At 70.7% G+C, this 24720-nt stretch carries 28 protein-coding genes; 12 read left to right on the top strand and 16 right to left on the bottom strand.

The window, feature by feature from the left end:
* Positions 1 to 103: 103 nt before the first annotated feature.
* Positions 104 to 865 carry a class I SAM-dependent methyltransferase gene (locus ACFWY6_RS26515; RefSeq protein ID WP_384695100.1) on the bottom strand — a complete coding sequence of 254 codons (762 nt, stop codon included), beginning with the start codon at positions 863 to 865 and terminating at the stop codon, positions 104 to 106.
* A 103-nt stretch (positions 866 to 968) separates the two neighbouring features.
* Here ACFWY6_RS26515 and ACFWY6_RS26510 point away from each other — a divergent pair, with 103 nt between their 5' ends.
* Positions 969 to 1598 carry a CGNR zinc finger domain-containing protein gene (locus ACFWY6_RS26510; protein WP_266870684.1) on the top strand — a complete coding sequence of 210 codons (630 nt, stop codon included), beginning with the start codon at positions 969 to 971 and terminating at the stop codon, positions 1596 to 1598.
* On the opposite strand, the gene sodX is transcribed toward ACFWY6_RS26510, so the two are convergent.
* Complete coding sequence (sodX, locus tag ACFWY6_RS26505) at positions 1502 to 1942, bottom strand: nickel-type superoxide dismutase maturation protease (RefSeq protein WP_360768005.1); 441 nt, start codon at positions 1940 to 1942, stop codon at positions 1502 to 1504. The genes ACFWY6_RS26510 and sodX overlap by 97 nt on opposite strands.
* A gap of 145 nt (positions 1943 to 2087) precedes the next feature.
* Between sodX and sodN the strand changes: the two genes are divergently transcribed.
* Complete coding sequence (sodN, locus tag ACFWY6_RS26500; protein ID WP_384695097.1) at positions 2088 to 2483, top strand: superoxide dismutase, Ni; 396 nt, start codon at positions 2088 to 2090, stop codon at positions 2481 to 2483.
* A gap of 79 nt (positions 2484 to 2562) precedes the next feature.
* Here the strand turns inward: sodN and ACFWY6_RS26495 are convergent, their stop codons facing one another.
* Together ACFWY6_RS26495 and ACFWY6_RS26490 are read right to left on the bottom strand one after the other, a co-directional pair.
* Entirely contained in the window at positions 2563 to 2844 is a 282-nt protein-coding gene (locus tag ACFWY6_RS26495; RefSeq protein WP_384695094.1) for a hypothetical protein, read from the bottom strand.
* Positions 2845 to 2858: 14 nt separating this feature from the next.
* Positions 2859 to 4109 carry a PucR family transcriptional regulator gene (locus ACFWY6_RS26490; RefSeq protein WP_384695092.1) on the bottom strand — a complete coding sequence of 417 codons (1251 nt, stop codon included), beginning with the start codon at positions 4107 to 4109 and terminating at the stop codon, positions 2859 to 2861.
* 270 nt (positions 4110 to 4379) lie between these two features.
* On the opposite strand from ACFWY6_RS26490, the gene ACFWY6_RS26485 reads away from it, so the two are divergent.
* Positions 4380 to 5390, top strand: a complete 1011-nt coding sequence (locus tag ACFWY6_RS26485; RefSeq protein ID WP_384695089.1) for an esterase/lipase family protein — start codon at positions 4380 to 4382, stop codon at positions 5388 to 5390.
* 5 nt (positions 5391 to 5395) lie between these two features.
* Here ACFWY6_RS26485 and ACFWY6_RS26480 read toward each other — a convergent pair whose 3' ends face one another.
* Complete coding sequence (locus ACFWY6_RS26480) at positions 5396 to 6088, bottom strand: LysE family translocator (RefSeq protein ID WP_384695086.1); 693 nt, start codon at positions 6086 to 6088, stop codon at positions 5396 to 5398.
* 174 nt (positions 6089 to 6262) lie between these two features.
* Here ACFWY6_RS26480 and ACFWY6_RS26475 point away from each other — a divergent pair, with 174 nt between their 5' ends.
* Entirely contained in the window at positions 6263 to 8281 is a 2019-nt protein-coding gene (locus tag ACFWY6_RS26475; protein WP_384695084.1) for a GTP-binding protein, read from the top strand.
* On the opposite strand, the gene ACFWY6_RS26470 is transcribed toward ACFWY6_RS26475, so the two are convergent.
* The 9 genes from ACFWY6_RS26470 to ACFWY6_RS26430 all read right to left on the bottom strand — a co-directional run bounded on the left by ACFWY6_RS26470 (position 8271) and on the right by ACFWY6_RS26430 (position 16224).
* Positions 8271 to 9167 carry a sigma-70 family RNA polymerase sigma factor gene (locus ACFWY6_RS26470; protein ID WP_384695081.1) on the bottom strand — a complete coding sequence of 299 codons (897 nt, stop codon included), beginning with the start codon at positions 9165 to 9167 and terminating at the stop codon, positions 8271 to 8273. The genes ACFWY6_RS26475 and ACFWY6_RS26470 overlap by 11 nt on opposite strands.
* A gap of 3 nt (positions 9168 to 9170) precedes the next feature.
* Entirely contained in the window at positions 9171 to 9668 is a 498-nt protein-coding gene (locus tag ACFWY6_RS26465) for a GNAT family N-acetyltransferase (RefSeq protein ID WP_384695106.1), read from the bottom strand.
* Between the two features lie 77 nt (positions 9669 to 9745).
* Entirely contained in the window at positions 9746 to 10270 is a 525-nt protein-coding gene (locus ACFWY6_RS26460) for a hypothetical protein (RefSeq protein ID WP_384695078.1), read from the bottom strand.
* 71 nt (positions 10271 to 10341) lie between these two features.
* Positions 10342 to 11253, bottom strand: a complete 912-nt coding sequence (locus ACFWY6_RS26455) for a hypothetical protein (protein WP_384695075.1) — start codon at positions 11251 to 11253, stop codon at positions 10342 to 10344.
* Between the two features lie 154 nt (positions 11254 to 11407).
* On the bottom strand, positions 11408 to 11662 hold the full coding sequence (locus ACFWY6_RS26450; RefSeq protein ID WP_384695074.1) for a hypothetical protein: 255 nt from the start codon (positions 11660 to 11662) through the stop codon (positions 11408 to 11410).
* 57 nt (positions 11663 to 11719) lie between these two features.
* On the bottom strand, positions 11720 to 12565 hold the full coding sequence (locus tag ACFWY6_RS26445; RefSeq protein WP_384695071.1) for an ANTAR domain-containing protein: 846 nt from the start codon (positions 12563 to 12565) through the stop codon (positions 11720 to 11722).
* A gap of 169 nt (positions 12566 to 12734) precedes the next feature.
* A complete protein-coding gene (locus ACFWY6_RS26440; protein ID WP_384695068.1) occupies positions 12735 to 13370 on the bottom strand; it encodes a GNAT family N-acetyltransferase in 636 nt (211 codons plus the stop codon).
* A 259-nt stretch (positions 13371 to 13629) separates the two neighbouring features.
* Positions 13630 to 14700, bottom strand: a complete 1071-nt coding sequence (locus ACFWY6_RS26435) for a family 2 encapsulin nanocompartment cargo protein polyprenyl transferase (protein WP_384695103.1) — start codon at positions 14698 to 14700, stop codon at positions 13630 to 13632.
* A gap of 117 nt (positions 14701 to 14817) precedes the next feature.
* Entirely contained in the window at positions 14818 to 16224 is a 1407-nt protein-coding gene (locus ACFWY6_RS26430; RefSeq protein ID WP_384695065.1) for a family 2B encapsulin nanocompartment shell protein, read from the bottom strand.
* A gap of 270 nt (positions 16225 to 16494) precedes the next feature.
* Here ACFWY6_RS26430 and ACFWY6_RS26425 point away from each other — a divergent pair, with 270 nt between their 5' ends.
* The 3 genes from ACFWY6_RS26425 to ACFWY6_RS26415 all read left to right on the top strand — a co-directional run bounded on the left by ACFWY6_RS26425 (position 16495) and on the right by ACFWY6_RS26415 (position 18815).
* Complete coding sequence (locus ACFWY6_RS26425) at positions 16495 to 16743, top strand: hypothetical protein (protein ID WP_384695063.1); 249 nt, start codon at positions 16495 to 16497, stop codon at positions 16741 to 16743.
* Positions 16744 to 16880: 137 nt separating this feature from the next.
* Positions 16881 to 17471, top strand: coding sequence for an N-acetylmuramoyl-L-alanine amidase (locus ACFWY6_RS26420; protein WP_384695061.1), 591 nt, complete (start codon positions 16881 to 16883; stop codon positions 17469 to 17471).
* A gap of 405 nt (positions 17472 to 17876) precedes the next feature.
* Complete coding sequence (locus tag ACFWY6_RS26415; RefSeq protein ID WP_384695059.1) at positions 17877 to 18815, top strand: 1-aminocyclopropane-1-carboxylate deaminase/D-cysteine desulfhydrase; 939 nt, start codon at positions 17877 to 17879, stop codon at positions 18813 to 18815.
* On the opposite strand, the gene ACFWY6_RS26410 is transcribed toward ACFWY6_RS26415, so the two are convergent.
* Complete coding sequence (locus ACFWY6_RS26410) at positions 18794 to 20389, bottom strand: Na+/H+ antiporter (RefSeq protein ID WP_384695056.1); 1596 nt, start codon at positions 20387 to 20389, stop codon at positions 18794 to 18796. The two genes, ACFWY6_RS26415 and ACFWY6_RS26410, sit on opposite strands and share 22 nt — an antisense overlap.
* Before the next feature lie 46 nt (positions 20390 to 20435).
* Here ACFWY6_RS26410 and ACFWY6_RS26405 point away from each other — a divergent pair, with 46 nt between their 5' ends.
* The 3 genes from ACFWY6_RS26405 to ACFWY6_RS26395 all read left to right on the top strand — a co-directional run bounded on the left by ACFWY6_RS26405 (position 20436) and on the right by ACFWY6_RS26395 (position 22419).
* A complete protein-coding gene (locus tag ACFWY6_RS26405; protein WP_384695053.1) occupies positions 20436 to 20696 on the top strand; it encodes a UBP-type zinc finger domain-containing protein in 261 nt (86 codons plus the stop codon).
* 248 nt (positions 20697 to 20944) lie between these two features.
* Positions 20945 to 21358 carry an anti-sigma regulatory factor gene (locus ACFWY6_RS26400; protein ID WP_135332116.1) on the top strand — a complete coding sequence of 138 codons (414 nt, stop codon included), beginning with the start codon at positions 20945 to 20947 and terminating at the stop codon, positions 21356 to 21358.
* A gap of 17 nt (positions 21359 to 21375) precedes the next feature.
* Positions 21376 to 22419, top strand: a complete 1044-nt coding sequence (locus ACFWY6_RS26395) for an RNA polymerase sigma factor SigF (protein WP_384695051.1) — start codon at positions 21376 to 21378, stop codon at positions 22417 to 22419.
* A gap of 18 nt (positions 22420 to 22437) precedes the next feature.
* On the opposite strand, the gene ACFWY6_RS26390 is transcribed toward ACFWY6_RS26395, so the two are convergent.
* Positions 22438 to 22890: a hypothetical protein gene (locus ACFWY6_RS26390; RefSeq protein WP_384695050.1), complete on the bottom strand. Its 453-nt coding sequence runs from the start codon at positions 22888 to 22890 to the stop codon at positions 22438 to 22440.
* A 92-nt stretch (positions 22891 to 22982) separates the two neighbouring features.
* On the opposite strand from ACFWY6_RS26390, the gene ACFWY6_RS26385 reads away from it, so the two are divergent.
* Positions 22983 to 23951 (top strand): diacylglycerol/lipid kinase family protein, encoded by a 969-nt coding sequence (locus ACFWY6_RS26385; RefSeq protein WP_384695048.1) that lies wholly within the window; start codon positions 22983 to 22985, stop codon positions 23949 to 23951.
* Between the two features lie 318 nt (positions 23952 to 24269).
* A complete protein-coding gene (locus ACFWY6_RS26380; RefSeq protein ID WP_016639615.1) occupies positions 24270 to 24527 on the top strand; it encodes a WhiB family transcriptional regulator in 258 nt (85 codons plus the stop codon).
* Positions 24528 to 24720 lie beyond the last annotated feature (193 nt).

Below are 24720 nucleotides of genomic sequence, written 5' to 3'. Positions count from 1 at the left end.
CCCGCGGGGCCCCTGTGTTTCTTGTCGTGGGTGCTAAACCCCCCCCCAAACCCGCGCGGGGGGGTACCAACACGGGTATCCCCCCCCCCCCTTCGCGTATCCGCTACTTCAGCCCCAGCACCATCGCGTCCGACGGCGACGACCACACCGTCCGCGCCTCGCCGAAGCCCGCGTCGCGCAGGGTCCGTGCGTGCCACTCCGGCGGCGGGGTGTCGCCGTCCGCGTGCTCGCCGTAGATCTCGAAGCGCTTGGCGGTGGGCTCGGCGAGGACCGGGTCCTTGGCGGCGAGGTCCCACCAGTCCTTCCAGTCCAGGGCGCCGTCGGCCTTGGCGGCGTCCATGCGGGCGTGCCGCTGGGCCCGGTCGGCGGCGTTCAGGCGCGGCGTCGCGGGGTCGGGCATGTGGTCGGCGTTGAGGAAGACTCCGCCGTCCCTGACGACGCCCGCGATCTGGGCGTACAGAGCGGTGAGGGGTTCGCTGTGCAGCCAGTGCAGGGCGGTGGCGGTGAGGACGGCGTCGTACGTGTCGTACGGGAGCTGAGACGTCCACTCGGGGTCCTTGAGGTCCGCGGTGACGAAGGTGACGCGGTCGTCCCCGGCGAAGGTGCCCTCGGCGATGGCGAGCAGCGCGGGGTCGAGGTCGACGCCCGTGCTGACGGCCTTCGGGAACCTCATGAGCAGCCGGTCCGTAATACTCCCCGTACCGCACGCGAGGTCGAGCACGCGCGGTTCGGGGCCGACGGTGGCCTCGACCATGTCGAGCATGACCCGGAACCGCTCCTCGCGGTCGGGCAGATACCACTCCTGCTGCCGGTCCCAGCTGTCCTGCCAGGCACGCCAGTCGGTCGCGGGCGCGGTTTCCGTCATCAGAACCCCTCCAGTACGTAATACGCTCTCGTAATACCCTCGAAGCACGCGCAGCCGTTACTCACGCACTCACGAAGATAGCCCGCCCCGGTAAGGACTACAAGTGGAACTGGCCTATTACTCGGACTACGCCGTACGTCTGGTCAACAGCGAGGAGCCGGGTCGCAACAAGGACGCACTGACGTCGGTCGAGGCGGTCCGCGAGCTCTTCGGCGCCAACCAGCAGGCGGCACGCCGCGCCACGGACTCCGACGTCACCCGCTTCCGCTCGGTGCGGGCCAGGCTCCGCGCGGTCTTCGAAGCGGCCGACGGCGGCGACGAGACGCTCGCCGTCGACCTGCTGAACTCACTGCTCCTGGAGTTCCCGGTCAGTCCGCAGATCTCCGGCCACGACCACCGGGACGACGACGGCCGTCCGCTGTGGCACATGCACCTGGCGGACCACCCCTCGAACGCGACCGCCGGATACGCCGCGATCGCCGCGATGGGCCTCGCCTTCCACCTCACCGAGCACGGCGTGGACCGCCTCGGCCTGTGCGAGGCAGCGCCGTGCCGCAACGCCTATCTCGACACGTCGACCAACCGTTCCCGACGCTACTGCTCGGACCGCTGTGCGACCCGCGCCAATGTCGCCGCCTACCGGGCCCGCAAGCGCTTGGAGACGGAGCGGTCGGACAGCACGGGCCGCGCGGCCGACACGGCCCAGCGCAGCAGTGCGAACGGGGAGCGCTGAGCGGACTTGAGCCGGGGCGGGCGGTAGCGGAACCACACCTTCCCCAGGACGAGTTCCTCGGGCACGGTGCCGTAGTCCGTGCTGTCCCCGCCCGCGAACGCGTTGTCCCCGAGCACCCACCAGCCGCCGTCGCGCCGCTCGGCGGCCCGCTTGACGACCAACAGGTCCTGCTGGAACGGATGCCGGAGCACCACGACGTCACCGGCCCGCACCCGCGCGCCCCACTGCACCATCAGCCGGTCACCGTGGTACAGCGTGGGCACCATCGACGGCCCGGTCACCTCGGCAGCGCCCAACGGCAAGATGGCCCTTCTCCGTTCGCTCTCCTGCGACAGCTCCGGCATCACCGGCACCTCCCCGGTCCTATCCTCCACGAGTCCCAGTCTGACCCTGGACTTTTGTCCTAAGCCCATGGGGGCACCCGCGAAAACCCGTCTCTCACGGAGTAATGTCCCACCTGAGAAGACGATCACGAGGAAGGACAGCTACATGCTTTCCCGCCTGTTTGCCCCCAAGGTGAAGGTCAGCGCCCACTGCGACCTGCCCTGCGGCGTGTACGACCCGGCCCAGGCCCGCATCGAGGCGGAGTCGGTCAAGGCAGTCCAGGACAAGATGGCCGCCAACGACGACGTGCAGTTCCAGACGCGCGCCGTGGTCATCAAGGAGCAGCGCGCAGAGCTCGCCAAGCACCACGTGTCGGTGCTCTGGAGCGACTACTTCAAGCCCCCGCACTTCGAGAAGTACCCGGAGCTGCACCAGCTGGTCAACGACACCCTCAAGGCCCTCTCGGCCGCGAAGGCCTCGTCGGACCCGGCCACGGGCCAGAAGGCGCTGGACTACATCGCCCAGATCGACAAGATCTTCTGGGAGACGAAGAAGGCCTGACCCCTGGCGGTCAGCCCCCTTTTTCGCGCACACGAGAGCACCCGGCATCCGCGCGGAGCCGGGTGCTCTCGGCGTTCCGTCAGCTCCGAATCGCCGCGAGACCCTTCGCCAGATCCTCGGCGTTCATGATCGGGTTGATCTCGATCTCCGCGCCCAGCTCGAAGAGCGGCTCGGCGATCGCCGGCATCTCCGGGCTCTCCTGCATGTCGAAGACGAAGGTGCAACACCTCTTGCCCTGGCTGGGGCCGAAGTACGCGGCCTCGGGCTTTATGCGTGCCGCCATCTCCTGCATGATCTTGGGCAGTGTGCCGTTCTTGACCGCCTCGTTCGCGAGCTGGGTGTCCAGGCGCGCTCTCAACATGACCCTCATCGCACTCACTCCTCCTTTCCAGGATCCCGCCGCTTGCCCGGCCCCGCATCCGCGCCCGTCAGTGCCCGCGTGCGCAGCGCGAGGAGCGCTCCGGTGCGGAACGTCGGATCGGTGAGCCGTACGCCGAAGAGGTCGTCCAGCTGGCGGAGCCTGCCGCGCACGGTCTGCGGGTGGATGCCGAGGGCGTCCGCGACCTCGGGGGCCGTGCGTCCCCACGATGCGAGCAGTGCCTCCAGGGTCTGGGCGAGCCGGGCTGCCTTCCCCGGTGGCAGCCCCTTGAGGACGCCGGTGACACGGTCCGCCATCAGCCGCCCGATCGGGGCGCCGGACAGCAGCTGTACGTCGAGCAGGTGGTCGGCGGCCGCGAGCAGTTCGCCCCTGGGTGCGTCGAGCCTGCGCCGGTGCTTGAGGGCGAGCCGCGCGCAGTGCGAGGAGAGCCAGGCGTCGCCGAGCGCGACCGTGGGGCCGATGGCCGCCGCGTGATCGCGCACCGCCGCCCGCAGCCGGTCCACGCGGCCGCCCTCCTCCGGATCGGGGACGACCAGGAGCAGTTCACCGCCCCTCGGCAGGATCAGTACGTCCTCGTCGAGACCGGCGGCGAGCACCTGTCCGCCACCGCCCGCCTGCCGCATCACCAGACAGGCCACCGCTTCGGGAAGCCGCCAACTCGCCTGCTCCGCAAGGGCGGTGAGCGCTTCGCCGCGGGGCTGCGCCGACTGCTCGAGGAGCTGCGCGGCCAGCGCCCTGCGGCTGCGCTGGGTCGGTCCGGTGGCGCGGGCCCTGGCTGCCGCATGGCCGCGCACCGCGAGATCGGACAGCGCGGCGGTGTGCACCAGGACGGCCTCGGTGACGGCCAGGCCGGCCTCCGGCGGCAGGGCGGCCTCCTGCGCGAGCGCGACGTACCGGCGGCAGGCGACCCGGGCGCCGGTGCGGTAGGCGGCCTGGATCCCGTCCGTGCCGCGGCCGTTGAGGAATTCGAGCCGGCCAAGGCGCTGGAAGAAGAGCTCATGGTCACCCTGCGGCGCTTCCGGGTCGTCGACGAGCTCCACGAACTGGCGCATGGCGCGGTGCACGGCGGCCGTCACGTCCCGGCCCACGGCGGATACGGTCGGCCGCTGGTAGACGCGCACGTCACGGCGGATCGCGGTGAGCATCTCCGCGGCGATCTCCTCGATGCGGGGCCGCAGCACTTCGGCGAAGACCTCGGGGATCTCGTGCCACGGCCGGCGGGAGAACGTACTCACGGTGCTCTGCACAGCCCATCCCTCCCTCGACACCCGGCGGTTACCGAACAGTAAGTCTGTGGGGACGCGGACGCCCGGGTCCAGTCCCGTGACGTACGGGGCGGTGGAGGGCTCACCGGCGTGAGTGGCCGGGGCGCGGAAGTGTCACGCGCGTTCAGGATTTCGGCGCCCTGCGGCGCGGCCCGTGGCGTGCGCCCGGCGGCTGAACCAGCGTGTGCCGCCCGGCGATACGCGCCGGTAACACCGAGCCCGACCCGTACGGAAGTGAAGGGTGAGAGCCGCATGTCCATCCGTGCCCGCATGTCCGTCAGCCCCCGCAACTCCCGCAGTACCCACAACTCCCCCAAGCACAGGGGCCGTTCGTCGCGCCGCCGCCTCGTCGCCGCGGTGTCCGGCATCGCCGCCGCCGTCAGCCTCGGCGCGTTCGGCATCGTGACGCACCAGGCCACCGCGACACCGGCGGCGCCCGCAGCCGAAGAGCAGGTCGGCCCGCCGCAGAAGACCTTCGCCGCGGCGACCGCGTACGCACTCGCCCACCCGGCGGCCGTGCCGACCGGTGCGAACGACTGGTCCTGCCGGCCGAGCGCCGAACACCCCACGCCGGTCGTCCTGGTGCACGGCACCTTCGAGAACCGCTATATGAACTGGGCCGGTCTCGCCCCGAAGCTCAAGGACGCGGGCTACTGCGTCTACGCGCCCAACTACGGCGGCAAGGAGGGCCAACTCCTCCAGGGCATCGGTGACATGGCCGACTCCGCGGGACAACTCTCGGCGTTCGTCGACAAGGTCCGCGAGCAGACCGGGTCCTCCCGGGTCGATCTGGTCGGCCACTCCCAGGGCGGCGGCCTGATGCCGCGCCACTACATGAAGAACCTCGGCGGCGCCGCCAAGGTCGACAAGCTCGTCGCGCTCACCCCCAACAACCACGGCACCACGCTCTCCGGCATGGCCACGATGGCCAAGTTCATACCGGGCGCCGAGGATCTCACCGGTGCGGCCTGCCCCGCGTGCATGCAGCAGACGACCGGCTCCGACTTCGTCACGGCGCTCAACGAGGGCGGCGAGACGGACCCGGCCGTCGACTACTCGGTGCTCGCGACCCGGACGGACTGGGTGATCACCCCCTACACCTCGTCCTATCTGGCGAAGGCGGACAACGTCACCCAGAGCAAGCTCCAGGACCACTGCCCCCTGGAGCTGACCGAGCACCTCGGCATCAGCTACCACCAGACCGCGACGCGCTTCGTCCTGAACGCCCTCGACCCGGCGCACGCGCAGAAGCTCACCTGCTGACACCGTCACGCGCGGTGGTCGGCCAGGGCCAGGTTCGCGGCGAAGCCGAGGAATGCCACGCCGCTGAACTGTTCCAGGCGGCGCCGGAAGGACGGGCGTCTGATGCGGTCGCCGAGTGACGAGGCGGCGTGGGAGACGACCCAGTACCAGAGCGCCAGTTCGACGAGGTCGACCGCCGTGAGGAGCAGTGTCGTACGGAAGACGGGCGCCCCGGCCGGGATGAACTGCGGGACCAGGCTCATGTAGAAGATCCCGGCCTTGGGGTTGAGCAGATTCGTGGCGAGCCCCGCGCGGAAGGCGGCCCGGCGACCGCGGGGCGAGGCGGCGGCGGGCTCCTCCGGCTGCGCGGGCTCCTCCGACTGCCTCGCCGGCCCCCGCTGCCTCGCCGGCCCCCTCCGCCTCGCCGGCCCCCTCCGCCGCGCCCGCCACAGCGCCGAGACGCCGAGCCACGCCAGGTAGCAGGCGCCCGCGATGCGCAAGGCGTCGTACGCGAGCCGGGATGCCGTGAGCAGTGCCGTGAGGCCGACCGCCGTGGCCACGCCCCAGGCGAGGCAGCCGGTGAGGATGCCGAGCGCGGCGGCGAATCCGCCCTCCTTGCCGTGGGCCACGGACGTACGCAGGACGAGCAGTGTGTCCAGGCCCGGCGTGATGTTGATGAGCGCGGCGACGCCCGCGAACGCGAGGGTGGCGGTCAGCATGCCTGGACCCTAGTGACGTACACGGCCACGTGCCGCCCATTAATTCGCTTGCCGCCCTCCGCCGCCCCTGCTGCACTTGCCGCGTACACCCAGGCCGTCAAGGAGACGTAATGCGCCGTTCGTTCATGTCCAGCCAGAAGGGAATCGCCGTCGACCCAGAGGACATGACGCTCAGTGCATACGCATTCGTCGAGCACGACCAACACCCTGAACCTGGGGATCCTGGCGCACGTTGACGCCGGGAAGACCAGCCTGACCGAGCGGCTCCTTCACGCCGCCGGTGTCATCGACGAGATCGGTCGCGTCGACGACGGAAACACCCAGACCGATTCGCTGGCGCTTGAGCGGCAGCGCGGCATCACCATCAAGTCCGCCGTCGTCCCCTTCGCCGTCGACGACGTCACCGTCAATCTCATCGACACCCCCGGCCACCCGGACTTCATCGCCGAGGTGGAGCGGGTGCTCAGCGTGCTCGACGGCGCCGTGCTCGTCGTCTCGGCCGTGGAGGGCGTCCAGGCGCAGACCCGTGTGCTGATGCGGACGCTGCGCAGGCTCGGCATCCCCACGCTGATCTTCGTGAACAAGATCGACCGGCGCGGTGCCCGCCCCGAGGAGCTGCTGAGCAGCATCTCCGAGCGCCTCGCCCCGGCCGTCGTGCCCATGGGGACGGTGCGTGGCGCGGGCGCCAAGGACGCGCGGTTCGTTGCGCACGCCGCCGGTGATCCCGCGTTCACCGACCGGCTCGTCGACGTCCTTGCCGCGCAGGACGACGCACTGCTCTCCGCGTACGTCGACGAAGACGCGGGCCTCACCCACGAGCGGCTCCGCGCCGAACTGGCCGCACAGACCGGCCGCTGCCTGGTGCACCCGGTGTTCTTCGGCTCCGCCGCCACCGGCGCCGGCGTGCCCGAACTCATCGCGGGCATCCGGGAGTTGCTGCCCTCCCAGGACGGCGACCCGCAGGCCCCGGCCTCCGGCACCGTCTTCAAGGTCGAGCGCGGGGACGCCGGGGAGAAGATCGCGTACGTACGGATGTTCGCGGGGACGGTGCGCACCCGCGACCGGCTGCCGTTCACCGGCGGCCGCGAGGGCAAGGTGACCGCGGTCAGTGTCTTCGACCGGGGTTCCGCCGCGGCGCGCGACGGCGTGGCCGCCGGGCAGATCGGGAAGCTGTGGGGGCTCGGCGACATCCGGATCGGCGATGTCATCGGCGTACCCGATGTCACCCGCGATCCCGGCCGGCACCACTTCTCGCCGCCCACCCTGGAGACCGTCGTGGTGCCCGCGCGCGCCCGCGACAGGGGCGCGCTGCACCTCGCGCTCGCCCAGCTCGCCGAGCAGGACCCGCTGATCGACCTGCGCCAGGACGACGTCCGGCAGGAGGTGTACGTGTCGCTCTACGGCGAGGTCCAGAAGGAGGTCATGGAGGCGACGCTCGCCGAGGAGTACGGACTTGAGGTCGAGTTCCGCGAGACGACGACCATCTGCGTGGAGCGCGTGACGGGCAGCGGCGCCGCGCACGAGATCATCGACAAGGGCGACAATCCGTTCCTGGCGACGGTCGGCCTTCGCGTCGATCCCGGTCCGCCCGGTTCCGGCGTCCGGTTCCGCCTGGAGGTCGAGCTCGGTTCGATGCCGTACGCGTTCTTCCGGGCCGTCGAGGAGACCGTGCACGAGACGCTGCTGCAGGGCGTGTACGGCTGGGAGGTCGGCGACTGCGTGGTCACCATGACGCACTCCGGGTACTGGCCGCGGCAGAGCCACGCGCACGGCACGTTCGACAAGAGCATGTCGAGCACGGCCGGTGACTTCCGGCAGCTGACCCCGCTGATCCTGCTGAGCGCGCTCCGGCGGGCGGGCACCCAGGTGCACGAGCCGCTGCACCGGTTCCGGCTCACGGTCCCCGAGGACCTGTTCGGGCAGCTCCTGCCGGTGCTCTCACGGCTGCGGGCCGTCCCCCACACGCAGACGGCGCACGGATCCGCGTATCTGGTCGAGGGCGAGATCCCGGCAGCCCGCGTGCACGAGCTGGAGCAGCTGCTGCCCTCGCTGACGCGCGGCGAGGGCGAGCTTGAGTCGGCCTTCGAGCGGTACCAGCCGGTCCGGGGCGAGCCCCCGGCCCGGCGGCGGACCGACCGGAATCCGCTCTGCCGCAAGGAGTACCTGCGGGAGGTGGCCGGCGTCAGGCGGTGAACTTCGGCAGGCCGAGGGCTCGTACGCGATCGGGGTCGACGAGGATGTTGAGCTCGACGATCTTCCCGTCCGTGATGGTGAACTCCATGACGGAGACGACCTCGCCGTCCGGCACGCCGACCACGCCGATCCTGCCGTTGATGAGCGCGAGCGCGGTCGGCGGCGCCCCCTTCGAGAACATCGAGGCCTGCCCGGCGACCACCGTCGCGCCGCGCACCAGCTTCGAGAGCCCGGAGGCCAGTTCGCCGGTGTCGGCGCGCAGCACGACGTCGGGGTCGAGCAGTTCGAGCAGCGCGTCGAAGTCGCCGCCCCGCGCGGCCGCGAGGAAGGCGCCGACGACCTCGCGCTGCCGCACGGGGTCGTTGTCGGGCGTGGGAGCCGAGCCCTGGACCCGGCGGCGGGCGCGGCTGGCCAGCTGCCGGGTCGCGGCCGGGGTGCGCTCGACGATGGGGGCGATCTCGTCGAAGGGCACGGCGAACATGTCGTGCAGCACGAAGGCGAGGCGCTCGGCGGGGGCGAGCGTCTCGAGTACGACGAGCAGGGCGAGGCCGACCGAATCGGCGAGCAGCACCTCCTGCTCGGGATCGACTACCTCGCCCCAGCTGACCACCGGGTCGGGCACGTGGGTGTCCTGGGAGAGCGCGAGGGATTCCTCGCGCCGCGACTGTCGCGTACGCAGCATGTCGAGGCAGATCCGGCCGACGACGGTCGTCAGCCAGCCCCCGAGGTTCTCGATCTCCCCGGCGTCCGAGCGGCTGAGCCGGATCCAGGACTCCTGGACGGCGTCCTCCGACTCGCTGAGCGAGCCGAGCATGCGGTAGGCGACGGCTTTCAGATGCGGCCGGTGCTCCTCGAAGCGGGCCGCCAGAGCTTCGTTCTGGTCCATCCGTCACATTCCCCCGTCGCGATCCGTCACGGAGAGGGTGTAGCGGCGCTTCTCGGCAGCGGTCGCGCCGAGCCGGTCGTAGAAGCGGATCGCACCCTCGTTCCACAGGGGAGTCTGCCATTGGACCTCGGTGAGCCCGAGGGCACGGGCCTCGGCGCTCACCGCGTCCGTCAGCAGCGCGCCCAGGCCGAGTCCGCGGTGGCCGTCGCGCAGGAAGAGGCAGTCCATGTGGAGGTACTCGGCCCCGTCCCAGGTGGAGATCTCCGGCGCGCAGGTGGCATAGCCGACGACCTCGCCGCCCGGCAGCTCGGCCACGAGGCAGCGCAGCCGCGGCGCGGGCGTCCCGAAGAGCAGCACGTCAAGACGCCCGGCAAGACCCGGGGCGAGCGGCGGGGCCTTCTCGTACACGGCGTGCTCGGCGGCGAGTTCGGCGATGCGGGGGAGGTCGGCGGGGCGAGCGCGGCGTACGCGGGGCGTGCCGTCCGTCGTCGCGTCCGTCATCGCGTCCGTCATCGCGTCCATCTCGCCGGTCGTCTCGCCGGTCGTCTCGCCGGTCGTCTCGCCCGTCGTCTCGCCCGTCATCGCAGGTCCCCTTCGATGACGTCCTTGCCCCAGGCGGTGAGCCGCTCCGGAAGGCTCCCGCCGCCGTCGAGCACGCACCGGACGTACGCGTCGCGCTCATGCGTGAGCACGGCCGCCTCCCACACGCAGGGCGCCAACCCGGCCCGCCCCGGCCGGAGTTGGTCCGGCTTCCCTGCGGGCCCGACGAAGACCGCGAGGTCCGCCATGTATCCCTCGATCCAGCTCTGTACGAGGACGTAGTCGCCGTCACCGCCCAAGTGCACGATCAGCACGGCGAGCCCGGACGATCCGCGGGCCCCGCCGAGGCCGAGATGCGCGCCGGCGATCCGCAGCGCCGCCGTCTCGTCCGGCCCGGTCACCTTCCGCCCCGGTGCCTCGACGGCGTACATCTTCACGAGGTGCCCGCCGGCCTCGCGGACGCCCAACGCCCGTGCGGTGCGGGGGTGATGGCCGTCGGCGAGTGCGAGGAGCCGTTCCGCGTCGACGGCGGACGGCAGGTCGTCAAGGTCGGTCATGTCCATGAACCCATGATGCAGCTGTCCGCCACGTCTCGCCGCGGATTACCGCTCACCGAGGATCAATCCGCACCGGGTCACTTCTCACCGAGGATCCGCCGCACGTTGGCCCGCACCCGCTGCTGGTCCGCGCGGACCGCCTCGTACGCGTCCTTGTGACCGGCCACGTCGGCGCTCTGCTTCTCCTTGCGCACGACCCACCACACACCGGCCGTGTTCTGCTCCCGCTTGCACTCGACGTCGGCCACCGCCGTCGCCAACTCCCGTCGCGTACGCGTGGTGTTGCCGTCGCTGCGGCCCTTGCGGCCCCAGGCCTTGTCGCCGAAGGCGTCACCCGGGGTCTTGTACCGCTTGACGCCCTTGCCGGCCATGCACCGCGACCACGCGCCGAGCGCGTCGCGCACCCGCTCGTCCTTGGCCGCCGCCTTGTCCAGGCGCCGGCTCCGCTCCGATGTGTACGTCCACATGTGCGCCGCGTCGGGCACGCCCGCCATGAGGCGCTCGCCGCCCGCACCGGCGCAGCCACCGCTCCCGGAGGGCTTGCGGCGAAACCCGTACAGCGCTTCGTACTCCTCGTCCGTCATGGTGCGGCCCTTGGTCCGTCCGGCGGCGGCTCCGGACTTCTCCGGGTCGTAGCCATAGCCCCAGCGGCGGGCGGCGTCGAGATCGAGCGGCCCGTACGGGTACGAGGTGACCGCCACGGCGGTCAGCGTCACCGACTGCCTGTCGTTCGGCTCTTGCGGATACAGCGGGAAGTCGTCGAAGCCGAGGTCCCGCATGCACTGCTGCGTCAGACGGGCCTGCGCCTCCGTGTGCCGCGCGTTGTCCCGGTCACTGAACTCATAGCGTTCCAGCGGCAGTTCGGGCAGATCCCGCTCACTCTTCACCGTCGGCACACCGGGCGTCTGCGCCGCACCCGCCCCGGAGGTATCGGACCCGCACCCCGCGATCCCCACCGCCACCAGCCCCGCAACAGCGCAGCCGGTCATGCCCCGCAGCCTCATCCATCCGTCCCTCCCAGGCGACACACTGACTCGACGAACTTAGCCCGGGCGGCGCGGAAGCACGCCGACTTCTTCTGTGTCTCTCGGTCCGTGCGGCTCGGCCCTCATGGCCTGCCGTACGTGTCAGCCGCGGCGGCGCCTAGGTCTCGTCGGACCGCGAAGGCGCGGCGTCGGCGGGCGGCGGCTGCGTCTGCTCCTGCTCCTGCGGCGGCTGCGCGACTTCGTCGACGCATGCCTCGCACCGCGGGTTGTGGCACGGGCCGGGGCCCCACACGGGGACGAACGCCCCGAGCACCTTCCGCCGCTTGATGGCCGTACCAACGGGCCGTCCGCAGGCCGGGCACACCGGCTCGTCCTGCGGGCGGGCGCGGGAGCGGCTCCCATCGTTGCCCATACGTCCAGGATATGGCGGGGTGCGCGGGGCGGATAGTCCAGCGGTCAGCGGCTTCGGTCAGTCCCGATTCCCGGCGTCGCGCGGCTTCATTCCCGGTGTCGCGCCCGGCGTCACTCCCGGCGTCACTCCCGGCGTCACTCCCGGCGTCATTCCCCGCGTCATGCCGGGCTTCATTCCCGGCATCCTTTCGGGTCCGGTCTTTCGGGGCCGGCCCGGACGGATTCCGTCCGTGTCGAATTCCCCCTTCACCACTTGGCTCGCCAGCTCCGAAAGCCGCAGCCGATTCGCCCGTGCGTGCCCCCGCAGCGCCGTGAACGCCTCGTCGACCGTGCACTGCCAGCGCTCGGCGAGCACGCCCTTCGCCTGTTCGATGATGACCCGGCTGCTGAGCGCCGCCTGCAACTGGCCGCGCTCCGCCTCGCTCTGCTGCAGGGAACGCCGCTGCACGACGGCGATCGTGGCGATGTCCGCGAGGGCCTGTGCGAGCGCCACCTCGTCGGGGCCCAGCACATCGCCCCGCGCGTGGAAGAGGTTCAGCGCGCCGAGCATCTCGCCCCGCAGCCGCAGGGGCAGCACATGCGCCGTCGAGAACCCGGCCGCCAGCGCGTTCTGGGCGAACTCCGGCCAGACGGCGGCCGCCTCCCGGCCGCCGAGGGCGATGTTCGTGTGCGCCGCGCCCGACCGGCAGCATTCCGGGCCCGGCCCCTGGGTCTCCTGCAGGGAGAACAGATCGAGCACCCAGGGCTGCCCGCTGGACGCCGCGCCGAGCCGCAGCCGGCCATCGGGTTCGGCCAGCATCACACCGGCCGCCGCCGCGCCAAGGAGTTCCACGCAGCGCACCGCGAGGTTGTGCAGAAACTCGGCGAGGTCGAATTCATCGGCCAGGGAGTCAGCCACTTCCACAAAGGCCTCCGCAACAAGTAGTGCGCGGGATGCGGTACTTGAAGTGTTGCGGGACGCGGTTCCCGTCGTCTCGCGGGATGTGCCGACGAGCATGTCGTGAAGCAGTTCGCAGGACATGATTCACACCCTTCGTCGCGCCTGCGGACAACACAGCCGCAATGTAGCGACTTTATGCGAATCGTCGGCTGTCGCGGCCCGAATCGGGCGACTGCGGTTCCCGCCACATCGGCCACAGTTGCGGACCGTCCGGCAGATCGATGGCGTTCCCGGTGAAAGCGAATCCCAACCGCGTGTACAGCGCACGGCTGCGGCTGTTGCTCGCCTCCAGATAGGCGTGCAGCCCTTCGCGGTCGCACCGGTCGAGCACGGCGTCGATCAGCGCGGAGCCGAGCCCTTCGCCCTGCCGCTCGGGGCTCACGCCGATCATGTGCAGATACTGGTGGGCCCGGTCGGAGGGGTGTGCGTCGCCGGTCAGCCGGCCGATCACCTCGATCCGCGTGTTCGCCGGGTCGACGGCGGCGCGGAGCTGCGCGGGGCCGTCCTCGCCGTCCGTGCCGTCCTCGTGGGTGCCCGCGGGGACGGACCACCACAGGGCGACGGCCGCGCCGTCCTCCGTGATGTCGACGTACCCCTCGCTCAGCGCGATGTCGAGGAAGGCGGCCATCAGGGCGCCGTGCCTCTCGCGGCGGTGCTCCTGGTCGGGAAAGACCCAGCCGCTCACCGGATCGTCCTGGAACGCCGCGTCGAGCAACCGGACGACATCCGCCCTGTCGCCCTCGCCGGCTCTCCGGATCGCTACGCCCACGGCCCGCCCCTAACCCCTTGAGTGCACATCGGCCACGCCTGCCCTGCCACGCTCAACTGCGTTTCCCGCGCCACCGGTTGCAGCCTAAGTGATCGTGCCCCCACGCATGGCCGGGCCCCGCACCCTGTCCGGATATCGGCGGAGTGCGGGGCCCGGCTAGCTCGCTCGGCGCATAAGGCTCGCGTGCCTCGTGGATCCCCCCTCGGTACGTTCCGTGCTCGCGCCGCTGTCCCCGCGTACGCCGTCAATGCGTACGCCGTCAATGCGTACGCCGGGTCACGAACTCCGCGAGGGCCAGCAGGCCGCCCGCCGCCTCCGGGACCGGCACCGCGCCGGCGAGCTGGTTGATCGCGCGGGACATCCGGTCCGCCGCGTGCAGCAGCGCCCAGTCCCTGCCGCCCGCCGCTTCGACGGCGCGGGCCATGCGGTCCGGGTCGGCGTCGCAGGGCGGCCGTGAGTACAGCTCGGCGAGCTCGGCGGCGGCCGGGGCGCCGGAGGCCAGCGCGGCGACCACGGGCAGGGACTTCTTACGGGCGGCGAGGTCCGCGCCGGCGGGCTTGCCGGTGCGGCCCGGGTCGCCCCAGATGCCGATCACGTCGTCGATGAGCTGGAAGGCGAGACCGGCCTCGCGGCCGAACCCGTCGAGCGCGTCCACCTCGGCGCGCCCCGCACCCGCGTACAACGCCCCCAGCGCACAGGCGCACCCGAGCAGCGCCCCCGTCTTGGCCTCGGCCGTGGCGAGGCACTCGTCGAGCGTGACCCCGTCGGGGCCCCTGCGCTCAAGGGCGCAGTCCGCGTGCTGGCCCGCGCAGAGCTCCACCACGCAGGAGGCGAGGCGGGCGGCCGCCGCCGCGGCCGCGGGGTGCGGGTCCTCGGCGAGCAGCCGCTGCGCCAGCGCCTGCAGGGCGTCACCGGCGAGGATCGCGTCGGCTTCGCCGAACACGGTCCAGGCGGTGGGCCGGTGCCTGCGGGTGGTGTCGTGGTCCATGACGTCGTCGTGCAGCAGCGTGAAGTTGTGGGTCAACTCCACGGCCGCGGCGGCCCGGACGGCCATCGCGGGCTCCCCGCCGAGCGCCCGCACGGCGGCGAGCACGAGCGCCGGCCTGATGGCCTTGCCCGCGTGTCCCGCGGCCGGTGTGCCGTCCGCGTGCTCCCAGCCGAAGTGGTAGAGCGCGACACGGCGCATCGATCCGGGCAGCGAGTCGACGGCCCGGCGCAGCTCCGGGTCGACGCGGAGCCGCGCCGACGCCAGGACCTCCGCCGCTTCGTGGCCCTCGTACCCTTCCTGGCCCCCGTACGCATCTGCGGTGCCCTGCGCCATCTCCGTCATGCCCGTCGTCGTGTCCGTCATGGACTCACCCCGGGAAGGAGGCGGACGGTGGCGTTTCCTGGGCCTGTGGGCGCGTACGGAGTGGGTGTACCCGTCCGCGCGACCACAGACACGGACTCACGACCAGCGGCCGATCTCGACGTCCTCCAGCACGCCGAGCGCGTCCGGCACCAGGACCGCCGCCGAGTAGTACGTCGACACCAGGTACGAGATGATCGCCTGCTCGCTGATGCCCATGAAGCGCACCGACAGGCTCGGCTCGATCTCGTCCGGGATGCCCGCCTGGTGGAGGCCGATGACGCCCTGCTCCTCCTCTCCCGTACGCATACAGATGATGGAGGTGGTGCGGGCCTCGCTGACCGGGATCTTGTTGCACGGGAAGATCGGCACCCCGCGCCAGGTCGGGATGCGGTTGCCTCCCATGTCGATGGTCTCCGGCACGAGCCCGCGCTTGTTGAGTTCGCGCCCGAACGCGGCGATCGCGCGCGGGTGGGCGAGGAAGAGCTTCGAACCCCGCCTGCGGCTGAGCAGTTCGTCCATGTCGTCCGGGCTCGGCACGCCGTCGTGCGGCTGCAACCGCTGCTCGTACTCGCAATTGTTGAGAAGCCCGAACTCGCGGTTGTTGATCAGCTCGTGCTCCTGGCGCTCCTTGAGCGCCTCGACCGTGAGCCGCAACTGCTGCTCGGTCTGGTTCATCGGCTGGTTGTAGAGGTCGGCCACGCGCGAGTGGACGCGCAGCACGGTCTGGGCGACGCTCAGTTCGTACTCGCGCGGCGCCGCTTCGTAGTCGACGTACGTGCCCGGCAGCACGGCCTCGCCCACGTGTCCCGCGGAGAGGTCGATGGACGCCTCGCCGAACGTGTTCGTCCGCTGGGCCGGGACGGACCGCAGCCGCTGGAGATGATCGCGCAGCGTGTCCGCGCGCTCCGCGACCTGGTCGAGGTCCTGGCGGGGCAGCGTGAGCACGGTGCACGCGGTCACCGCGCGGATCGTGTACTCCCAGATGGTCTCCGGGTCGAGCAGCGACTGGTCTCCGAAGTACGAACCGTCGGCGAGAGTCCCGAGGACGGTGTCGTCGCCGTAGGGTCCGGTGCCGATCTTCTCGACCCTGCCGTGTGCGAGCAGGAACACCTCGTCTGCCTGGCTGCCGAAGGAGGCGATGACCTCGCCGGCGGCGAACTCGCGCTGCTGACAGCGCTGGGCGAGTTCGCCGAGCACCTCGAGGTTCTCGTAGTCCCGCAGGACCGGCAGCTCGCCCAGCTCCGCCGGGATGACCTGGACCCGGTCCCCCGTCTTCACGAACGTCACCCGGCCGTCACCGACCGAGTAGCTCAGCCTCCGGTTCACTCGGTACGTACCGCCCTGCACCTGCACCCATGGCAACGTCCGGAGCAGCCAGCGGGAGCTGATCTCCTGCATCTGCGGTGCGGACTTGGTGGTGGTGGCCAGATTCCGTGCGGCCGAAGTACCCAGACTCTGCTGCGGCTTGGCCTGCTCCGCACGGACCTCTTCGCCTACCGACATTGCGATGCCCTCCCGATCAAGCACTGATCTGCGCCGCCAACACTTGCAGCACGGTGAGTGTCCGCGCCATTACACAAACGAGCGGGAATGGATCACTGGGGACGGGGCAACCCCCGCGTATGGGGTGTACGGGGAACTCCAAGATCCCGGCACCCGTTGAACGAGTGACAAAAGAGAGACCGCAGAGAACCACCCCCCCCCCGCATCGACCGACTCAATCGACTCAACCGACTCGATCGACTCAATCGACTCAATCGGCAGGAGACGGCAATGGCAGGCTTCCTGGATCGCGCCAAGGAACAGGCGCAGCGGGGACTCACTCAGGGCAAGCAGAAGATCGACGAAGTCCAGGCGCAGCGCGCGGGCGGCGATCTCCTGAAGAAGCTGGGCGCGGCGTACTACGCGCAGCAGCGCGGGTCCGGCTCCGCGCAGGACACTCAGCAGGCCTTGCAGGCGCTGGAGTCCCACATCGCGACGCACGGGGACGGGTTCCTGCACGGTGGCGACCACCGCGGCTGACTGAATCGGCTCGCACGGCGCCCGAACAGCAACGGAATACGTCCGAACGGCTGGTCCGGGCACCATAGTTCCGGTAAAAGCGGACATACAAGACGGTCCGCGACCGGCGGCCGTCGTGCTCCGCAAAGGAGTCGGCCATGGCCCCACCCATGTCCGCGGGCAGGTTCCTCGACATGCTCAAGGACGAAGGCGTGACGGTCGTCGAAGTCGGCGACTGGCCGCACCACAACCGCAACCACAAGGGCCCGTGGGGCCCGGTGCACGGCGTGATGATCCACCACACCGTCACATCGGGCAGCCAACGGACGGTGGAGATCTGCCGCGACGGCTACGCGTCCCTGCCGGGGCCGCTCTGTCACGGCGTCATCACCAAGGACGGCCGCGTGCACCTCGTCGGCTACGGCCGCGCCAATCACGCGGGCCTCGGTGACGACGACGTACTGCGCGCGGTGATCGCCGAGAAGAGGCTCCCCCCGGACAACGAGGCGAACACCGACGGCAACCGCCACTTCTACGGCTTCGAGTGCGAGAACCTCGGCGACGGCGAGGACCCGTGGCCGGAGGCCCAGCTGGACGCCATCGAACGCGTCTCGGCAGCACTCTGCCGCCACCACGGCTGGACGGAACGCTCGGTGATCGGCCACCTGGAATGGCAGCCGGGCAAGATCGACCCCAAGGGCTTCACCATGACCGCAATGCGCGACCGAATCGCAGCCCGCCTCAAATAGCCCCCTCCCCCCTGCAACCAGGCGGGCCACCCCGGGCCCGCCTCCACCACGCCCGCCACACACACCGCCACCCACCCACACCGCCCGCCCGTTGCGGGCAACCGCTCCGCACACCACCCCCCACCCAGACCGCCCGGCCGTCCCCGTTGCGGACAGGCGCTCCACCCGACGCCACCCACCCGGACCGCCTGGCCGCCCCCGTTGTGGGCAACCGCTCCGCACGACGCCACCCACCCGGACCGCCCGGCCGCCCCCGTTGTGGGCAGGCGTTCCGCACGGCGGAACGGGTGGGCACAACGCCGCGCTGCCGGGCACCGACACAGCCGGGCGGCAAGCACCGCCGACGCCGCAGGGCAACACAGACACCGCCCTGCCCACCGCCCAAGGTGCAGGCACAATGGCGGGGTGAGCACCACCCCGCCGACCAGCCTCCACCCCCGCCTCCCCAGCCCCCTACAGGCAGTGGAGGACAGCCGCTTCAACCGGCACGGCGTGCACCTCACCCTCAAGCGCGACGACCTCATCCACCCGGACCTCCCGGGCAACAAGTACCGCAAGCTGGCCCTGAACCTGGCGGCCGCGACAGCGGCGGACCACCCCGCCCTGCTGACCTTCGGCGGCGCCTACTCCAACCACCTCAGAGCGACCGCCGCCGCCGGCCGCCTCCTCGGCATACCCACCATCGGCATCGTCCGCGGCGACGAACTCGCCGAGCGCCCCTTGAACCCGTCCCTGGCCCGCTGCACAGCGGACGGCATGCGCCTGCACTTCATCGACAGATCGACGTATCGCCAGAAGGCAGACCCCGACACCCTGGCAGCCATCCTCCGCACAACAGGCACCGAGAACCCGTACGTCATCCCCGAAGGCGGCAGCAACTCCCTGGCCGTACAGGGCTGCACGGCCCTCGGCGAGGAACTCCGAGGCCGCACCGACGTCGCCGCCGTGGCCTGCGGCACCGGCGGCACCCTGGCGGGCCTGGCCGCGGGCCTGGCCCCCGACCAGCGCGCCCTCGGCATACCCGTACTCAAAGGCGGCTTCCTCGGCCCCGAGATACGGGCGCTGCAAGAGCGGACCTTCGGCGCCCCCACCTCCAATTGGCAGCTGGACGACCGCTTCCACTGCGGCGGCTACGCCCGCACCACCCCCGAACTCACCGCCTTCGCCGACGACTTCGAGGACCGACACGGCCTCCCCGTAGAGCGCGTCTACGTGGCCAAGCTCCTGTACGCGCTGACCGCCCTCTCCGAAGAGGGCGTTTTTCCCCCCGGCACCACCGTCACGGCGGTCATCACGGCAACGGACAAGACCCCCGGCGAGGCTCAGTCCTCGACCTCCCGGTAGGCAGCCGCCTCCTCAAGGTCCAGCTTGCGCAGCAGCGTCCGCATCATCTCGTCGTCGATGCGCCGCTCGTCCCGCATCTTCACGAAGACCTCCCGCTCCGCGGCGATCGCCTCCCTGGCGAGCCTGCGGTAGGTGTCGTCCGCCGACTCCCCCGTCACGGGGTTGGGTTGACCGAGCCGCTCCCACACGGAGTTGCGGCGCCGTTCGAGAACGGTGTGCAGACGGTCCTGAAGGGGCTGTGGGAGGCAGTTGCGCTCGTCCCGCATCAGTTCGTCCACCCGCTGCTCCGCGGCCTGCGAGGCGGCGTTCTGGGCCTGCGCCTCGGCGAGGGTCTCCGCCTGGATGTCCCGACCCGGCAGTTTCAGGACACGGATCAGCCACGGCAGCGAGAGCCCCTGCACGACCAGCGTGGCGATCACGGTGGTGAAGGTCAGGAAGAGCACCAGGTTGCGCGCGGGGAAGGGCTCCCCGTCGTCCATGACGAGGGGGATGGAGAAGGCGATGGCGAGCGAGACCACCCCGCGCATCCCGGCCCAGCTGACGATCAGCGGCCGCCGCCAGTCCATGTCGCTCTCGCGCTCCCTGATCCGCGGCGACAGACGCGGCAGATAGGTGGCCGGGTACGACCACACGAAGCGCATGGCGACGACGAAGAAGAAGACCCCCAGGGCGTACCAGACGGCCTGCGCCCCGCTGTACTCGCCGAGTCCCTTGAGCACGAGCGGCAGTTGAAGCCCGATCAGTGCGAACACCGCCGACTCCAGGATGAAGGCGACCACTTTCCACACCGCGGCCTCCTGGAGCCGCGTCTCGAAGTCGACCTCCCAGGAGCGGTGCCCCAGGTACAGGGCGACGACGACCACGGCGAGCACTCCGGACGCCCCGACCTGCTCGGCGGCCGCGTACGCGACGAAGGGGATCAGCAAGGAGAGCGTGTTCTGCAGCATCGCCTCCTTCATGCACCTGCGCAGCCAGTGGATCGGCACCATGAGGACGAGCCCGACCCCGACGCCGCCGACCGCCGCCACCAGGAACTCCCTGATCCCGCCCGCCCAGCTGGCACCCTCGCCGACCGCCGCCGCGAGAGCGACCTTGTACGCGGTGATCGCGGTCGCGTCGTTCACCAGCGACTCGCCCTGCAGGATCGTGGTGATCCGCGACGGCAGCCCCACCTTGCGCGCGATGGCCGTGGCCGCCACCGCGTCAGGCGGCGCGATCACCGCCCCGAGGACGAGCGCGGCGGTCAGCGGCAGGTCGGGAATGAGCAGATAGGCCAGCCAGCCGACCGAGAGGGTGGCGAAGAGCGTGTACCCGACGGAGAGCAGCGCCACGGGTCTGATGTTGGCGCGCAGGTCCAGGTACGAGCTCTCCAGGGCCGCGGTGTGCAGCAGCGGCGGCAGGATCAGCGGCAGCACGATGTGCGGGTCCAGGTGGTAGTCCGGGACCCCGGGCACGTACGCGGCGACAAGTCCCGCCGCGACGAGGAGCAGCGGCGCGGGCACCGGCGTCCAGCGGGCGGCGCCGGCCACCGCCGCACTCGCCGCGATCAGCGCCACCAGGGGCAGTACGTCCATCGGCCAGGCCCTCCGCGATACGCGTTCCCGTCGTAACCTGGCAATCATGAACGAGTGCCCGCACGTCGCAGCGCTGCCGCACCCCGAACCGACGCCCCTGACCGATACGTGCCCGGAATGCCTGGCGGTCGGCAGTCACCCGGTGCAACTGCGGCTCTGTCTGGTCTGTGGCCATGTGGGCTGCTGCGACTCCTCGCCGTTCCGGCACACGACGGAGCACTTCAAGGACACCGGGCACCCGGTGATGAGGACCTTCGAACCGGGCGAGAGCTGGCGTTGGTGCTTCGTGGACGGTTCGATCGTCTGAGGCCTGGGTACGTCAACCCGACGCCCGTACTCTCCAATTGGGCCCGCGCGACCCCTAGCCACTGTCCGTACCCGTAGGCTTACTATGAGTGACAGGAACGGAGCGGGGTCCCCGGGACACGGAACAGGGGAGCGCGGTAGCGTCACCGCTGAACTACGTGGCGCGTTACCCGTGTGACGCTGTACCGGACTGCCGCTGTGCGGTGGACCTGGAGCCCCGAAAGTGCTTGTACCACCTTGGAGGTGAGGGTGTCCCAGATCGCAGGCGAGCCCGGGAATCAGGACTTCGTCGAGGTCCGCCTTCCGGCTGCGGGTGCCTACCTGTCGGTGCTGCGTACGGCCACGGCCGGTCTCGCGGCGCGTTTGGACTTCACTCTCGACGAGATCGAGGACCTCCGCATCGCGGTCGACGAGGCCTGCGCGATCCTGCTCCAGCAGGCCGTGCCCGGATCGGTGCTCAGCTGCGTCTTCCGCCTTGTCGACGACTCGTTGGAGGTGACCGTATCGGCGCCGACGACCGACGGCCGGGCCCCGGAGCGGGACACCTTCGCCTGGACTGTGCTGTCCGCCCTCGCGGGTCAGGTCGACTCCTCGGTGGCCGAGGACAACACCGTCTCGATCAGCCTCTACAAGAAGCGCGGCGCGGGACCCGGGCCGGCGTGAGGAACGGGGACGGGCCGGTGCGGGACGAAGAGCGCGGCACACGGGGTCTGCCGGTCGGCAGGGGCGGTACGCCCGCCAGGGGGCGCGAGACGCCAGTGGAGCCGGCCCTCGCGAGCATCCCCGAGCAGCAGGCCAGGCCGCACCCGGAGGACCCGGAGCAACCGGGCCCCTCGACGGTGGCCGACGCGTCGGAGCAGGCAGAGCCGACCGCCCAGGAGGAGCGCGAGCAGCCCTCCGTCCGGGGCGGCGCGCAACGGGCGGGATACATGAGCGAACACGGTGAGCAGCAGCACACCCGGCACGATCCGCAGGACCGCAGCGGTGCACGCGCGATGTTCATCGAGCTGCGCACGCTGAAGGACGGCAGCCCCGAGTACGCGGAGCTGCGCAACCGGCTGGTCCGTATGCACCTGCCGCTCGTCGAGCACCTGGCCCGCCGCTTCCGCAACCGCGGCGAGCCCCTTGACGACCTGACGCAGGTCGCCACGATCGGTCTGATCAAGTCCGTGGACCGGTTCGACCCGGAGCGCGGCGTGGAGTTCTCCACGTACGCGACCCCGACGGTCGTCGGCGAGATCAAGCGCCATTTCCGCGACAAGGGGTGGGCGGTCCGGGTTCCGCGGCGCCTTCAGGAGCTGCGGCTCGCCCTGACCACGGCGACGGCCGAGCTCTCCCAGCAGCACGGCCGCTCCCCCACGGTGCATGAGCTCGCGCAGAAACTGGCGATCTCCGAAGAGGAGGTCCTGGAGGGCCTGGAGTCGGCCAACGCGTACTCCACGCTGTCCCTGGACGTGCCCGACACGGACGACGAGTCCCCGGCGGTCGCGGACACCCTGGGCGCCGAGGACGAGGCCCTGGAGGGCGTCGAGTACAGGGAGTCCCTCAAGCCGCTCCTGGAGGACCTCCCGCCGCGCGAGAAGCGCATCCTGCTGCTGCGGTTCTTCGGCAACATGACGCAGTCGCAGATCGCGCAGGAGGTCGGCATCTCTCAGATGCACGTCTCCCGGCTGCTCGCCCGCACGCTCGCGCAGCTGCGCGAGAAGCTCCTGGTCGAGGAGTAGGCCGCCACTAGGGGACGGCTATTTCACGTCGTCCGGTACGTTGCCGGGGCCCCGGATGCCGAGGGCCTCGGTCGTGGCGGGGTTGACCAGCAGGACGAGCGCGGCGACGGCGACCGCGGCCAGCGCGATGCCGCCCGGAATGGCCACGCTGTCCGCCTGCAGCAGCTGCCAGGCCACCGGCAGCGCGAGGATCTGCGTGATGATCGCGGGCCCCCTGCTCCAGCTGCGCCGCCGCAGCAGACCGCGCGCGGCGAGCAGGGGCACGAGCGCGAGGACGACGAGCGTGCCGCCGCCGGTGATGGCCTGCTGCCGGTTGTCGGGCTCACCGGCGAGGCCCATCACGAGCATGTACGCACCCCCGGCGAGGAGCGCGAGGCCCTCCAGCGCGGCGAGCGCCGCGGCGGCCGTCAGGCGTGCGGGGCGCGGGCCTGATTCCGGGGCTTCGGGGGTGGGCTTCGGCTCAGTACTCACCCTTGCAGGGTAGCTGTGCGTATCCACGATCTTCTCCGCGGTCCGGACCCTCGGTCTAGGCCAGGTAAAGACCGCTAGGTACTCTGCTTCGCATGCGTGCACTTCTTGTGGTCAATCCAGCGGCAACCACCACCAGTGCGCGCACGCGTGACGTACTGATCCATGCGCTCGCCAGCGAGATGAAGCTCGAGGCGGTCACCACGGAGTACCGCGGCCACGCCCGGGACCTGGGCAGGCAGGCCGCGGAGAGCAAGGACATCGAGCTGGTCGTCGCCCTCGGCGGCGACGGCACGGTCAACGAGGTCGTGAACGGTCTGCTGCACCAGGGCCCCGACCCGGACCGGCTGCCCCGCCTCGCCGTCGTCCCCGGCGGCTCCACGAATGTCTTCGCGCGGGCCCTGGGGCTCCCGAACGACGCCGTGGAGGCGACCGGCGCCCTGCTCGACGCGTTGCGTGAGGGAAGCGAACGGACGGTGAGCCTGGGCCGCATCTCGGGCACTCCCGGCACGGAGGACGAAGCCGTCCCCGGGCGCTGGTTCACCTTCGCCGCCGGGTTCGGTTTCGACGCGGGAGTGGTCGGCCGGGTCGAACAGCAAAGGGAACGCGGGAAACGGTCCACTCATGCGCTTTATCTGCGCCAGGTGTTCCGCCAGTTCCTCGACGAGCCGCACCGCAGGCACGGCACGATCACGCTGGAACGGGCCGGCGAGGACCCCGTGACGGACCTCGTCCTTTCCATAGTCTGCAACACCTCTCCGTACACCTACCTGGGCAATCGCCCGATGTACGCCTCCCCCGGGGCCTCCTTCGACACCGGCCTCGACGTGCTCGGTCTGAGCAAGCTCTCGACCACCGCGGTGGCCCGGTACGGGACCCAGCTCCTGACCTCGACGCCCGATCGCGGACCGCACGGTAAGCACGCGGTTACGCTGCAGGACTTGACGGACTTCACCTTGCATTCGAAGGTGCCGCTCCCCCTTCAGATGGACGGCGACCACCTGGGACTGCGGACGAGCGTGACGTTCACAGGCGTACGCCGTGCACTGCGTGTGATTGTGTGAGCAGAAGGCGCCAAAGTCCTTTCACTCGAACGTTTAGACCAGGGTCCACCCCATAGAAGTACGGCTGTGACCCAGTCGACACTGAGGAATCAAAAAAAACTTCCCGGAAGGGGTTGTATCCGCCGCCGAGGTTTGCGAATCTCTACATGGCGATCGGGACGGCCCGCAACATCGGCCCCACAGAGAGCCAGAACCCCCTCCTCAACACACAGGACATCGTCGCGTATGTGACGAAAGTCCCTTCCGTCGTCGAGGGATTCGTGAAAGCGTTCACATTCACAAGCAACCCGCTTGTAATACCTAGGAGAGGTAGCAGCCATGGACTGGCGTCACAACGCCGTTTGCCGCGAGGAAGACCCCGAGCTCTTCTTCCCCATCGGCAACACCGGTCCTGCGCTGCTGCAGATCGAGGAAGCCAAGGCCGTCTGCCGCCGCTGCCCCGTCATGGAGCAGTGCCTGCAGTGGGCGCTCGAGTCCGGCCAGGACTCCGGCGTCTGGGGTGGCCTCAGCGAGGACGAGCGCCGCGCAATGAAGCGCCGCGCCGCTCGCAACCGTGCACGCCAGGCCAGCGCCTGACGCTCACGCCCCCTACGAGCCTGAGCCCGGCGGCGCGTACAGCGAGTACGCATCTCCCGCCCCCGAGCCGCAGCCGCGCAGTACCCCCGATGCGCATCGCAACGTGAGCAGTGTGGGGGCGCGGGGCCCTCGGGCGCGGGGGGCGGGCGGGTGTTGTTTGGTGGGGGGGGGGTGGGGTGGGTCGGGTGTTTAG

The organism is Streptomyces sp. NPDC059037 (assembly GCF_042740015.1).
In the GTDB taxonomy this organism is placed as follows: domain Bacteria; phylum Actinomycetota; class Actinomycetes; order Streptomycetales; family Streptomycetaceae; genus Streptomyces.
This window is presented reverse-complemented; position numbering and strand designations above follow the sequence as displayed.

Excerpts from the sequence above, each read along its gene's own strand:
- ACFWY6_RS26515 (WP_384695100.1), bottom strand. The coding sequence starts at position 865 with ATGACGGAAACCGCGCCCGCGACCGACTGGCGTGCCTGGCAGGACAGC.
- sodX (WP_360768005.1), bottom strand. The coding sequence starts at position 1,942 with ATGCCGGAGCTGTCGCAGGAGAGCGAACGGAGAAGGGCCATCTTGCCG.
- sodN (WP_384695097.1), top strand. The coding sequence starts at position 2,088 with ATGCTTTCCCGCCTGTTTGCCCCCAAGGTGAAGGTCAGCGCCCACTGC.
- ACFWY6_RS26495 (WP_384695094.1), bottom strand. The coding sequence starts at position 2,844 with ATGTTGAGAGCGCGCCTGGACACCCAGCTCGCGAACGAGGCGGTCAAG.
- ACFWY6_RS26485 (WP_384695089.1), top strand. The coding sequence starts at position 4,380 with ATGTCCATCCGTGCCCGCATGTCCGTCAGCCCCCGCAACTCCCGCAGT.
- ACFWY6_RS26480 (WP_384695086.1), bottom strand. The coding sequence starts at position 6,088 with ATGCTGACCGCCACCCTCGCGTTCGCGGGCGTCGCCGCGCTCATCAAC.
- ACFWY6_RS26470 (WP_384695081.1), bottom strand. The coding sequence starts at position 9,167 with ATGGACCAGAACGAAGCTCTGGCGGCCCGCTTCGAGGAGCACCGGCCG.
- ACFWY6_RS26465 (WP_384695106.1), bottom strand. The coding sequence starts at position 9,668 with ATGACGGACGCGACGACGGACGGCACGCCCCGCGTACGCCGCGCTCGC.
- ACFWY6_RS26460 (WP_384695078.1), bottom strand. The coding sequence starts at position 10,270 with ATGGACATGACCGACCTTGACGACCTGCCGTCCGCCGTCGACGCGGAA.
- ACFWY6_RS26455 (WP_384695075.1), bottom strand. The coding sequence starts at position 11,253 with ATGACCGGCTGCGCTGTTGCGGGGCTGGTGGCGGTGGGGATCGCGGGG.
- ACFWY6_RS26450 (WP_384695074.1), bottom strand. The coding sequence starts at position 11,662 with ATGGGCAACGATGGGAGCCGCTCCCGCGCCCGCCCGCAGGACGAGCCG.
- ACFWY6_RS26435 (WP_384695103.1), bottom strand. The coding sequence starts at position 14,700 with ATGACGGAGATGGCGCAGGGCACCGCAGATGCGTACGGGGGCCAGGAA.
- ACFWY6_RS26430 (WP_384695065.1), bottom strand. The coding sequence starts at position 16,224 with ATGTCGGTAGGCGAAGAGGTCCGTGCGGAGCAGGCCAAGCCGCAGCAG.
- ACFWY6_RS26425 (WP_384695063.1), top strand. The coding sequence starts at position 16,495 with ATGGCAGGCTTCCTGGATCGCGCCAAGGAACAGGCGCAGCGGGGACTC.
- ACFWY6_RS26420 (WP_384695061.1), top strand. The coding sequence starts at position 16,881 with ATGGCCCCACCCATGTCCGCGGGCAGGTTCCTCGACATGCTCAAGGAC.
- ACFWY6_RS26410 (WP_384695056.1), bottom strand. The coding sequence starts at position 20,389 with ATGGACGTACTGCCCCTGGTGGCGCTGATCGCGGCGAGTGCGGCGGTG.
- ACFWY6_RS26405 (WP_384695053.1), top strand. The coding sequence starts at position 20,436 with ATGAACGAGTGCCCGCACGTCGCAGCGCTGCCGCACCCCGAACCGACG.
- ACFWY6_RS26385 (WP_384695048.1), top strand. The coding sequence starts at position 22,983 with ATGCGTGCACTTCTTGTGGTCAATCCAGCGGCAACCACCACCAGTGCG.
- ACFWY6_RS26380 (WP_016639615.1), top strand. The coding sequence starts at position 24,270 with ATGGACTGGCGTCACAACGCCGTTTGCCGCGAGGAAGACCCCGAGCTC.